The 12,293-nt window shown below is 69.4% G+C and carries 8 protein-coding genes; 2 read left to right on the forward strand and 6 right to left on the reverse strand.

Annotated features, from left to right (window positions below):
* On the forward strand, positions 1-2,223 hold a 2,223-nt coding region (locus tag KK7_RS0116100), incomplete at its 5' end, for an autotransporter family protein (RefSeq protein WP_010545675.1).
* Between the two features lie 256 nt (positions 2,224-2,479).
* Here the strand turns inward: KK7_RS0116100 and KK7_RS0116105 are convergent.
* The 6 genes from KK7_RS0116105 to KK7_RS0116130 form a co-directional block, all read right to left on the reverse strand.
* Positions 2,480-3,586, reverse strand: coding sequence for a pectinesterase family protein (locus KK7_RS0116105; protein ID WP_010545676.1), 1,107 nt, complete (start codon positions 3,584-3,586; stop codon positions 2,480-2,482).
* Entirely contained in the window at positions 3,583-4,554 is a 972-nt protein-coding gene (locus tag KK7_RS0116110) for an alpha/beta hydrolase (protein WP_010545677.1), read from the reverse strand. Before KK7_RS0116110 ends, KK7_RS0116105 begins: the two co-directional genes overlap by 4 nt.
* Positions 4,554-7,604, reverse strand: a complete 3,051-nt coding sequence (locus KK7_RS0116115) for a TonB-dependent receptor (protein WP_010545678.1) — start codon at positions 7,602-7,604, stop codon at positions 4,554-4,556. The genes KK7_RS0116110 and KK7_RS0116115 overlap by 1 nt, the downstream gene beginning before the upstream one ends.
* Positions 7,605-7,698: 94 nt before the next feature.
* Positions 7,699-8,622, reverse strand: coding sequence for a FecR family protein (locus tag KK7_RS0116120; RefSeq protein ID WP_010545679.1), 924 nt, complete (start codon positions 8,620-8,622; stop codon positions 7,699-7,701).
* Positions 8,606-9,175, reverse strand: a complete 570-nt coding sequence (locus KK7_RS0116125) for an RNA polymerase sigma factor (RefSeq protein ID WP_040598927.1) — start codon at positions 9,173-9,175, stop codon at positions 8,606-8,608. The genes KK7_RS0116120 and KK7_RS0116125 overlap by 17 nt, the downstream gene beginning before the upstream one ends.
* Before the next feature lie 60 nt (positions 9,176-9,235).
* Positions 9,236-10,540 carry a sugar porter family MFS transporter gene (locus KK7_RS0116130; RefSeq protein WP_010545681.1) on the reverse strand — a complete coding sequence of 435 codons (1,305 nt, stop codon included), beginning with the start codon at positions 10,538-10,540 and terminating at the stop codon, positions 9,236-9,238.
* 173 nt (positions 10,541-10,713) lie between these two features.
* On the opposite strand from KK7_RS0116130, the gene KK7_RS0116135 reads away from it, so the two are divergent.
* Entirely contained in the window at positions 10,714-12,186 is a 1,473-nt protein-coding gene (locus KK7_RS0116135) for a carboxylesterase/lipase family protein (protein ID WP_010545682.1), read from the forward strand.
* Positions 12,187-12,293 lie beyond the last annotated feature (107 nt).

Here is a 12,293-nt window from a genome sequence, read left to right on the forward strand (position 1 = left end):
GGCGCCTTCGGTGCGGACAGCTTCACCTATACCGCGACCGGTCCCGGTGGCGCCTCGCAGCCGGCGACGGTGACCGTGACGATCGCCACTCCGGGCGCACCGACGGCGGGCAACGCCAGCGCGGACGTCGCGTTCGGCAGCACCGGTCAGGCGATCGCGCTGACGCCGAGCGGGGTCTTTACCACGCTTCAGGTGGCCACGGCCCCGAGCAAGGGCAGCGTGACCATCGACGGCACCACGGCGACCTATGTGCCGACGGCGGGCAGCTTCGGCGCCGACAGCTTCACCTACACCGTGACGGGGCCGGGCGGCACCTCGGCGCCGGCGACGGTGACCGTGACCATCTCCACCCCGCCGCCACCCGCGGCGGAGCCGGTGAACGTCGCCGCAGCCGGCACCACGGTGCAGAACGGCTCCAGCGTCGGCATCGACCTGTCGACCCTGGTGTCCGGCACCTTTACCCAGGTCGAGATCGCGGCGCCGCCGCGCAACGGCACGCTGGTCCTGCGCGGGCCTGCGTCCGCCGCGGCGGCAACGCGGGTGCCGGGCGAGATCCGGGCGATGGCGACGGTGGGCTGGACGGCCGTCTACTCGCCCAACCCCGGCTTCTCCGGCAAGGACAGCTTCCAGTTCGTGGCGGTCGGCCCGGGCGGTCGCTCGGTTCCCGCTACGGTAGAGATCGATGTGACCGGCCAGGCCCCGACCGTCCTGCCCAAGACCGCCGCGATCGGCGACGCCCAGACGGTGTCGGTCGACCTCACGGCGGGGGCGGTGGGCGGGCCGTTCCTGACAGCGATCATCGACAGCGTCACGCCGGCCGATGCGGCGACCACCCGCATCGTCAAGGGGGGCACCGCGGCGGAGCCGACCTTCCGTCTGGACGTCACCCCCAAGGCGCATTTCGGCGGCACGGTGGTGGTGCGCTATCGCCTGACCAATGCCTTCGGTGCTTCGGCACCGGCGGACGTGACGGTCACCGTCACCGCCCGTCCGGACCCGTCGGCCGATCCGGTCGTCCGGGCGATCTCCGACGGACAGGTGGAGACGGCGCGCCGCTTCGCCCGGGCGCAGGTGTCCAACTTCATGGCGCGGGCGCAGCAGCTGCACCATGGCGGCGGGGCGACCAATCCGCTTGGCGTCGCGGTCAGTCTGCGCGACGTGATTGCCCAGCCGCGCATGCCGGACAACACCCAGCATGATGCCGGCCTGGCGAGCAGCGATCTCACCCGCGCGCTCGGTCGCGACACCGGCGGGGCGGAGAACGACCTGACCAATGCCGCACTGCCCGGCCGGATCACCCGCGACTCCGCCCGGATGGGCGGGGGCAAGGACGGTGCCGCTGCGGACGAGCCCGAGGTGAACGATGCGTCGGGCTCGGGCGAGCGATCGGTCGGTTCGCTGGCCTTCTGGACCGGCGGCTCGATCGAAATCGGCACGCTGGATCGCCGCTCGGGTCGCGCGAAGATCAGCATGTCGAGCGGCGGGCTCTCCGCCGGTGCGGACGTGCGGATCGCCGACTGGGCGACGGTCGGGATTGGCGGTGGCTATGGCGGCGACGTCAGCCGGATCGACGGCGAGGCGGCGCGGGTGCAGAGCAGCACCAAGGTGGTCGCCGCCTATGGCAGCTTCGCACCGGTGGGCGGCATGTTCGTCGATGCGATGCTCGGCCGCGGGTCGCTCGACTACCAGACCCGGCGCACCGTGGCGGCCAACGGCACGGTGGCGCTCGGCCAGCGCGACGGCACGATGACCTTCGGTGCGCTCTCCGCCGGGATCGACCGGCGCGAGGCGGGACTGCGCTGGTCGGGCTATGGCCGGATGGAGTGGCTGCACGGTACGCTCGATGCCTATGCCGAAACCGGCGCGGACCGCTATTCGCTGCGGTTCGACCGGCGCGGCATCCGCTCGCTGACCGGCGTGGTCGGCGGACGGGTGGAATTCACCCGCGACATCGGCTTCGCCAAGGTCAGCCCGCGGATGAGCGCGGAGTGGCTGCACGAGTTCCGCGGCGCGGGCATCCAGGCGCTCGACTATGCGGACTTCACCGGCACCTCGGTCTATCGCCTCCGCAATACCGGCTGGCAGCGCGAGCAGTATCAGTTCGCGGTCGGCAGCAGGCTCAACCTGATCATCCGCTGGAGCATCGATGTGGAGGTCGGCATGCGCGCTGCGGCAGGGGAGCGCGTCGGCCAGGGCCGGCTGCGGATCAGCAAGGAGTTCTGACGCGGCTTCCTCCCCCTTGGGCCGCACCTCGCGGGCCAGCGGGCCGCTGCCCGAACGGAGCGGAGGAGGGTGCAGAAAGGGGCGGCAGCTGTCCGGCCGCGCCCCTTTCGTGCGTCGCGGCAGCGGGCGCTGGTTCTGGCGCCCTGGCCTCTCCCCGACGCGCCTGCCCGAAGGTGGGGCGCCGACAGGGCGGGCAGGAGGGCGGCGGTCGATGCGGGCGGGGCGTCGACGCGGCGCCGGGCCGGCCCTGGTGCCGCTAGCGGCCCGGCTTTTGCTGCCAGCCCTCGAACAGCCGCGCCCGCACGGCCGCGATCGGCAGTGCAGCGGTCCAGCGGATCGCCTGCGGGTTGCGGCGCGCGCCGGGGCCGGTGGAGCCGCTTTCGGAGAAGCGCGACTCCTCGGGCCGGAAGATCGCCGTCTTGGTGCCGTCACGGGCGGTGCCGGCCATGCTGGTCCAGTGATCGGGATGGATATGCGCATCCATCGTGCAGTCGAGAAAGGATGCCTGGCCGACCGCCTGCGGATCGGCATAGCGGCCGTCGGGAAACCGCGTCGTCGGATGCCAGGGCCGGCCGAGCGCGACCGATCCGTCCGCCACGCCGGCCTCGCGGGTGAGACGGGAGCGATGGATCACGATGCCGATCGGTTGCGACAGCGGGGTCGACGGTGCGGTGATGAACGAGGCGTACTCGCCTGGCGGTGTGGGCTGGGCGCGGCGACGCGAGCGGATTTCGCTATCCTCGATCAGCAGCATGCCGCTGCCGAAGATGAAGTCGACATTGCCCGCGATCAGCCCCCGCCGGAACCAGGCGCGGCGTCCGCGGGTAAACAGCGTGTCCTGGTAGCCGAGCAGCGATACCCCGTCGAACGCCACCCGGTCGCTGTCGGTGTCGAGCAGCAGTGCCACGCCCTGGGACGCGCCGACCTTCTTCGAATCGCCCGCAGCCAGGGCATCATTGGCGAGATAGTCGAAGTCGTTCTCGATCGTCAGGCCGCGCACCGTCACGTCGCTGGCATGGATGGTCAGCGTCGCCGAGCCCGGCGTGCCCCATTGGGCGGGGTCATAGCGGCCCGCGGTCTCGGCCACCGCCCCGAACACGATGCGCGTGCGGTCCGCGCCGGCGCCGGTGATCCGCACCCGGTCGCGCCGCACCACCGGCTTCTCCCGATAGGTGCCGGGCGCGATGGTGATCGAGGTCCAGGAGGTCGACCGGTCGCCGGCGGCGGCGTCCAATGCCCCTTGCAACGTGGGGAAGCAGCGCGGCGTCGTGCCGCAGCGCGTCGATACCTGATAGGCGGGCGAGGCGGCAGCGGCGACGCCGGTCAGCATCGTCCCCAGCAGCGCGGCCGATAGCAGCTTCATCGGGATCCTTTCTTCGGCGCGGGCGTGCGCAGGAACAGGTCGATCTCGTCCACCACCCGGTCGAGATAGGGCTGGTACAGCCAGAAGGTGTGCGGCGCGTAGTCGAACGCAAAGAAGCGGTGGCGGATGCCCGCGCGCGCCAGGGCGGCGAGCACCGCATCCTTGCCCGCGGTGAAGCGGGGCTGGCCGCTGCCGAGGATCAGCGTCGGCGGCACATGCGGCCCCAGATGGCTTGCGGCGCTGGCGGTCTTCCAGCGCTCCGCCTGGCGGGTGAAGCCGCCTTCCACCCAGCGCGCGAACGAGGAGGCATCGCCGGCCGCATCCTCGAAGCGGCGCGCGAGCGGGCTGGTCATGTCGAGCACGCCGTCGCAATCGATCAGCGCGCGTACCTTCGTATCCGCCTCGGCGGGCGCATAGAGACCCGAGCCGGCGGTGGTGGCGAGCAACGCCGCCATCTGCCCGCCGGAGGAATCGCCGCCGAGCGCGATCCGCTCGCGTGACACGCCCAGTTCCGCGGCATGCGCCTTGGCCCAGAGGATCGCGTCGTTCACGTCGCGCAGCCCGGCCGGGTACGGGGCCTCCGGCGCAAGCCGGAACTCGGGCAGCAGCACCGCATAGCCGCGCTGGGCGAGCCGATTGGCCATGGCATAGCCGTGCGACTTGTTGCCCGATCGCCAGGCCCCGCCATGCACCCACAGGATCGCCTGTCCGTTCGCGCGGGCCCTGGGCGGCAGGAACACGTCGAGGTGCAGCTCGCGGTCGCCGATCTTCCGGTAGCGGCGATCGAACCAGATCCGCTGCCCTTCCCGCACCGTCAGGTCGGGCAAACGGATGTCTGGATGTTTCGCGCGATCGGACTCGAACCGCGCGGAAACGGTGAAGCTGTCGTCGATCGGGATCGCCTGCTGGGCGGAAGCGATGCTCGCCCAGCCCAGCAGCAGCCCCGCCGTCAGCAGCCGCACCGCCATCAGAAGCGCAACCGCGCGCCGACGAACCACTGCGCGCCGGTATGGGTATATTCGCGCGTCAGGTCCTGGGTGCCGTCGCCGGTACCGTAGATGCGCTCCACTTCGTCGGTGATGTTGATCCCCTCCACGCTGATCGTCAGGCGCGCGCTGACATTGTAAAAGGCGGAGAAGTCGACATGGGTCGGCCCGTATTTCCGCTCCTGGAAGTTACCGCTGCTGCCGGGCTGCACCAGCAGATAATCGTCGCGCTTGTTGGCGGAGACGCGGGCGCCGAACGCCTTGGTGTCGTAATAGAGCGTCAGGTTGTACGAGTTCTTCGAGAGCCCGGTGGAATCGCGCGCCGAGACATAGGTGTAGTTCGACGCCATGCCGAGGTGCGAGAGCAGGCCCGGCAGGAAGGTGAAGGGCTGGTTGTAGGTCAGCTCTACCCCCTTCACGCTGTTGCCGCTGTCCGCGTTGACCGGGATCGTGAAGGTATAGGGCACCTTGGCCGGATCGGCATTGTACGAGGGATCATATTGCGGATCGGCATAGATCGCCGGCCAGAAGGCGGGATCGACCATCCGCTGCACCACCTGGGTGCGCAGCGAGGTGACGATGTCCTTGTTGAACAGGTTCACCGCGAGCAGGCCGCCCTGGCCGAAATAATATTCCAGGCCGACATCAAGGTCGTTCGACTGATAGGGCTTGAGATCCGGGTTGCCGAGATTGCCCACCGTGCGGGTGGTATAGCCGAACACCGGCCCGGCGATGTTGAGCGAGCCGAGCCCCGGCCGCGTCATCGAGCGCGAATAGGCGAAGCGCGCGATCAGCTTGTCGGTGATGTCGAGCGCGAGGTTGAGCGAGGGCAGATAATTCTCGTAGCTGCGCCGCACCGCCACCGGCGTGCCGGCCAGCACCGCCTCGGAGGTGAGGTTGGTCTTCACATAGCGCAGGCCGGTATTGGCGCGCAGCTGCATCGCGCCGATGTCGAACGTGCCGTTCAGTTCGACGAAGCCGCCCAGCGTCTCCTCCTTCACCGTCCAGCCGGCGCCGATATTGGGCTGGTAGCCTGCCGGCACGACATTGCCGGCGGCGATCTTGTCGAAATCGATCACCGCGAACTTCGGCAGGCCGACGCCGCCGAAGTCCTTGCCGAAATTGGCGATGGGGAACGCCATCATGTAGCTGGACGGGTTGAAGCTCGGGTTGCTGCCGGCGCCTTCCGAATAACGGACCTTGCGGTTGTTGTAGGCGAAGCCTGTCTTCAGCGAGACGTGGTCGGCGGTGTAGCCGAGGTTGAGCTTGCCGGTATAGTTTTCCTTGAGGACGTTGTTGATCCGGTTCGAGGCGGTCAGCGCATTGATGTAGTTGCTGGCCTGGTTGGGATCATAGCTGCCGAAGCCGACCACGGGCACATAGGGGTTCTTGGTGTAATCATAGCTGTAGGGGTGCGGGACCGAGCGGGCGTAGAAGCGCAGCTCGGTGCGATCGGCATCGTCGCTCGCCTTGCCGATCATGCCGTCGATCTTGATCTTGTCCGTCACGTCGTAGCTGCTCGACAGGACATATTGGTTGAAGTTCGACGTGGAGCGCTGGTGACGGCTCTCGTACCAGGAAGTCACGTCGTTGAAGCTGGCGGCGATCAACTGCTTGCCATCCGGTGCCACGGTGAAAGACACCGGTGTCTGTCCCACAAAATTGCCCGCCGGGCCATGGGTGAGCAGCCATTCCATCGAATTGTAGCTGAAGCGATCATTGTCGAGCTGCGAGTGGAGCACGTCGAACGTCACCAGCCAGGCATCGACGGGCTTGAACTGGAGCGAGCCGGTGATGCCGAAGCGCTTCTGGTTGTTGCCGAAGAAATCGGCGCGCGGGAGGCGTGGTGCCCACAGGCAGTCGAGCGGATCGGTGGCACCGCAGCCGCCCTTGGGCGTGCCGGTCACCTTCGGGTTGGTATCGGCCCAGGAATCGCCGGTGAGATAGGGCGTCGTCCACAGCACGCTGGATGCGCCTTCCTGATGGACGGTGCGCTCCGAATAGGCGGCCGAGACGAGCACGCCGATGCTATCGTCGGCGAAGGTGTCGCTGATCACCGCGGCCAGGCGCGGATCGACCTTCCGGGTAAGCGAATTATAGCCGCCCTGGGCCGAGCCGTAGAAGTGGAAGCCCTTCGAATCGAGCGGCTTGGCCGAATAGAGGTCGACCGTGCCGGCGATGCCGCCTTCCTCCATCGACGCGGTCTGCGTCTTCTGGATGTCGATCCGGTTGAACAGTTCGGAGGCGAAGACGTGGAAGTCGAAGGCGCGGCCCGCGTTGATCGTGAAGCCGCCGGAATCGAGGCCGTCGCTGCTCGACGGCACTTCCATGCCGTTCAGCGTGGTGCGGGTAAAATCGGGGGCGAAGCCGCGCAGGGTGATGTTGCGGCCCTCGCCGCCCTCGCGCGAGATGGCGACGCCCGGCAGGCGCTGGATCGATTCCGCCAGATTGAGATCGGGCAGCTTGGCGATGTCTTCCGCCATGATGCTCTCGATCGTGTTGACCGCGCGCCGCTTGTTCTGCTGGGCGCCCTGCAGCGAGCGGCGATAGCCGATGACGACGATGTCCTGCTCGGCGGCCTGTTCCGCGGCGGGGGCGTCCTGTCCGATCGGATCGGCGGCGGGCTGGGGGACGATGTCCACCGCCGCCATGCCCGCGCTGCGCATCCCCTGGGTGGCGCTGGCCGGAATGGTCTGGGCATAGAGGTTGCGCGCGACCTGGGCAGGCTTTTCGCGCCGCTTGAGCACGACCGCGCCGCCGACCTTCATCGGCGTGAGATCGGTGCCGGCGAGCAGCTGGCGCAGCGCCGCCTCGACCTCCATCGATCCCTGCACGCGGTTGACATTGAGCCCGCTGGTCAGCGCCTCGGGTGCGAGGATCTGGATGCCTGCTTGGTGCGCGAACTGCGGCACGCCGGTGCGGGCCGGCTGCGCGGCGATATCGAAGCGCCGCACCTGCGCGCGCGCGGCCGGTGCGACGACGAGGCTGGCGACGGAAACAGCGCCCAGCAGCCCATTGCGGAAATGGTGCATCCCGATCCTCTCCCTGTTCTTGTCGGCGTCCCTTTTTCCGGTGCGCTCTTCTGAGGAAGAGTGGAATCGCTTCCCTTTCCGTCAGCTAGCCGAGTTATTTTTTTCGCGACAACAGGATTTCGTCCGCTGACGCCGTGACTTGCACGTCGAGCGTGGCCTCCAGCGTCTGGGCGAAATCGAGCGGGCTGTTGATTTTGAACAGTCCCACCAGCTTTTCGCGCCCCAGCGCCTCGTCGGTGAGGACGAGCTGCTGGTGGTTGTAGCGGTTGAACGTGTCGATCGCGCTGCGCAGCGTGTCGCCCTCCAGCGAAACCTCGCCCTCGCGCCACGCCAGCGCGCGCTCGATCGCGGCGGGGGCGCTGCCGATCTGGGGATTGGGATTGCCCGCCTCGAACCGGGCATAGTCGCCGGCGTGAAGAATGCTCATCGCGCCGCTGGCATCGGTTGCCCACACCGCCACCACGCCTTCGGTGACGGCGATCTGTACGCCCGTTTCGGTGCGGTGCACGGAGAAGGCCGTGCCCACCGCGCGCGCATGGGCGATGCCGGCATCGACCACGAAGGGCCGCCGGCGGTCCTTGGCGACCTGGAACCAGGCCTGGCCGCGATCGAGCGCGATCTGCCGGCTGTCCTTCGACAGCAGTACGCGCACGCTGCTGTCGGTATCGAGCGCGGCGATCGAACCGTCCGACAGCGGCAGGCGGCGGATCTCGCCCTTCGCCGTCGCCAGCCGCTCGCCCCACAGGCGGGGCAGGCCGATAATCGCGGCGAAGCTGGCGGCGAGGCCGCCGCCGGCCGCGCCGAGCAGCCAGCGGCGGCTGGGCCGGACCATGGGGCGGGCGGGGGCCTCGGGCGCCAGGCTTTCGTCGATCACGCTGAGCGCCGCCTGGGCACGCAGCAGCGCGCCGGCATGGCGCCGGTCCGCCGCCAGCCAGCCTTCCAGCGCCTGCTGCCCGGCCGCATCCAGCGGGTGCCGCAGCGCCCAGCGCGCGGCCTCGTCCTCAACGCGATCGGACACGGGCGCGGCCCTCCTGTGCGATGCCGGGTGCGGCGGGTTCGGGATCGGTGAGCAGGTGGAGCAGCTTGCGCAGGCTGCGGCTGGCATCGTTTTCGACCACCGTCTCGCTCACGTCGAGCAGCGCGGCGATCTCCTTCTGCGACAGGCCGTCCAGCCGGCGGAGCAGGAAGATGCGGCGGGCGCGCTCGGTCAGCGTCTCCAGCGCCGACTGGACGCGGCGAAGTTCGAACCGGGCGGAGGCGATGCGTTCGGGCGACAGCTCATCGCTGCCGCGCGCGGCGTCGAGCTCGGCGATCGTCTCCAGATGCACGACGCGCGCCGCCTTGAGCTGCTGCTGCAGCATGTTGCGCGCCATCGCGAACAGATAGGCGCGGCCATTTTCGATGTGCTGCACGTCGCGCAGCTGGGCGAGCCGGCAATAGCATTCCTGGACGATGTCATCGACATCCGAGGCGGTGGTGACGCGACGCCGCAGCCACGTGCGGAGTTCCCGCTCGTGCGGCAGGATCTCGCGTCCCACCCATAAGGCTAGTTCCTCGCGTGTCGTGGCCATTCTCCTCGCAGGAGAAGAGTGCCCGGTGCCGGGTTTCCGTCAACCGGGCATGCAAAATGTTCAGCGCCCCCGGTGGAGCGCCGCTTCCATGTCCTCGAGCCGGACGCCCTTGGTCTCGGGGAAGAAGCGCCAGACCACGAGCAGCTGGAGCAGGGTGGCGCCCGCGAAGAACCAGAAGGGCAGGCTGCGATCGAAATTCTGCGCGACGATCGGGAAGCCGAAGCTGAGCAGCGCCGCCCAGATCCAGTGGGTGGCGCTGCCCAGGGCCTGGCCGCGGGCGCGGACGCGGGTGGGGAAGATTTCCGACAGATACACCCAGATCACCGCCCCCTGCGACACCGCGAAGAAGGCGATGAACAGCACCAGCAACGGCAGCAGTAGCGCCTCGAGCCCCCGGCTCGCATAGACCAGCGCCACGCCGGCCAGCATCACGGCCGTGCCGGCCGCGCCCACCAGCAGCAGCGTGCGGCGGCCGACCCGGTCGATCAGCGTCATCGCGAGCAGCGTCGCCAGCAGGTTGGCCGCGCCGATCGAGACCGCCTGGACGTCGGCGGAGACCTGGCTGAACCCGGCGGCGGCGAAGATGTCGTTCAGATAATAGAGGATCGCGTTGATGCCGGTGAGCTGGTTGAAGCTGGCCACCGCGATGGCGAGCAGGATCGGCGTGCGGTGGCGCGCCCAGGAAAGGCGTTCGCCGTCGTCGCCGTGCGGTGGGGCCAGCGTCCAGTCGGTGAGGCCGATCCGGGCTGCCACGTCCAGCGCCTCGCTCTCGCGGCCGCGGGCGGCGAGCCAGCGCGGGCTCTGGGGAATGGTGAACATCGCGAGCAGGAAGACCAGCCCCGGCACGATCATGACGCCCAGCTTCCAGCGCCAGGCAGCCTCGCCGAGCGGGAGCGCCGAGACCACGGCGTTGCTGCAATAGGCCGCGAGGATGCCGCTGACGATCGAGAGCTGGAAGAGCCCGACCAGCGCCCCGCGCCGCGCGCTGGGGCTGATCTCGGCGATGAATACCGGCGCCAGCACCGAGGCGCCGCCGATCGCCAAGCCGCCGATGAAGCGGAACAGCACGAAGCTGGTGAGGCCGGTAGCCAGCGCGCAGCCCAGCGCCGAGAGGATGAACGCCACGCCCACCCAGCGCAGCACCGCGCGCGCGCCGTAGCGGTCGCCGGGGATACCGGCACCGAGGGCGGCGATCAGCGTGCCGACCAACGCGGCCGAGACCGCGATGCCGGTGCCGGTGGGGCTCAGCCCGAAGGCCTGGGTGATCGGTGCGGTAACCCCGGAGACGACCGCGGTGTCGAAGCCGAACAACAGGCCGGCCAGTGCGGCGGCGACGGCGATCCTGCCCTGGGTGGCTGCGGCCATGCGGTGTTTCCTCTCCTCGTCGGCAATCGGGGCCGTTCCAAGCCTAAGGGCCTGTCGTGGAGGAGAATAGTTGAATTCGTAAAGTTGGTGAATAAAATCGCCGCGGGCCGTCCGACGGCGCTCACCCAAAACGACGTCGCCGGCGGTGTCCGGCAACCGGAGAGGATATCCCCATGCGCATCCCGGCCCGTGCCTTCCCTCTGGGCGTCGCCACGCTGCTGCTGACCGCGGCGGCCGCGCCCGGCGCGCGCACGACCGTCACCGGGGGCGCGGTGCGCGGGAGCGTGGCAGCCGATGGCGCCCAGGTCTTTCGCGGCATCCCCTATGCCGCGCCGCCGCTGGATCGGCTGCGCTGGCGCGCGCCGCAGCCGGTGCGACCCTGGCGGGGCGAGCGCGCGGCGATCGAGGGGGCGCCCGCCTGTCTGCAGAACGACTATGGGTGGAACCGGGGGGACGCGACCCACGCCAGCGAGGATTGCCTGACGCTCGACGTGCGGACGCCGGGCCTCACGGGCAAGCGACCGGTGATGGTGTGGATCCATGGCGGCTCCAATCGTGCGGGCTCCGCGCGCGGCACGGTGGAATCGCGGATCACGCAACAGGGCGTGGTGCTCGTCGCGATCCAGTATCGGCTCGGCATCTTCGGCTTCCTCGCGCATCGCGGCGCGGCGGCGGAGGCGAAAGGCCATGCCGGCAATTACGGGCTGATGGACCAGATTGCCGCGCTGCGCTGGGTGCGCGCCAACATCGCGGCGTTCGGCGGCGATCCGGGCAACGTCACGATCTTCGGCGAGAGCGCGGGATCGCAGGACGTGTCGCTGCTGCTCGCCGCGCCTGCGGCGCGCGGCCTGTTCGCGCGGGCGATCCTGCAGAGCGGCACGCCCGGCTTCGGCATGCCGTTCCGCCCGCTGGGCCAGGCGCTGGCGCTGGGGGACCAGGCCGAGCGACTGGCGGGCGTGCGCGGCATCGCGGGCTTGCGCGCGGCGTCGGCGGCGACGCTGCTCGCGACCGACCGCAAGCTGCACGATCCCGTGATCGCGCGGCCCGACTCGGTGTGGAACGATGACATGGTGTGGCTGCGCACCCAGATCGACGGTGCGGTGCTGCCGCGCTCGCCGCGTGCGCTGCTGCTGGCGGCCCCGCGACGCCCTGTCCTCCTCGGCACCAGCATCGCCGAGTTCGGCCCGGCCGAGGGGGCGCTCGACCTGAGCAGGGCGCTGCGACTCGGCTTCGGCGCGCATGCCGATGCGGCGGCGGCGTTGTATCGCGCGCCCGACGATCGCCGGGGCGGCCCGCTGCTCGCCTTGTCGACCGACCTCATTTTCACGTGCCCGACCGAGCAGCTGGCGACGCTGCTGGCGGGGCGGGGCTGGCCGGTGTGGCGGTATCGCTTCGATTTGGCCCGCGACGGAGGGCGCAGCAGCCATGGATCGGAGCTGCCCTTCCTGTTCGACGGCCTCGCCATCGGCGGCCAGCCGGCGCTGCTCCAGCAGCTGTGGACCCGTTTCGCGACCACCGGTGCGCAGGCAGCCGCATGGCCGCGCTATACCCCTGCTTACCCTCTCGGCGTGACCTTCGACAGCGCCGGCATGACCCCCGGTCCTCTCGCCGTACCCGCCAGCTGTCGTTTCCGTTCAGCCCTCTAGCCGGAACAGTTGCAAAAACGCCGCACTGCGCCGGATCAAAAAGAAAAGTTGAAATATTTAAGTTGACCCTGCTCCGCCTTTGATCTTTACATCCCACCTGACGGCAA

Origin of the sequence: Sphingomonas elodea ATCC 31461, from assembly GCF_000226955.1 — a bacterium.
Lineage (GTDB): Bacteria > Pseudomonadota > Alphaproteobacteria > Sphingomonadales > Sphingomonadaceae > Sphingomonas > Sphingomonas elodea.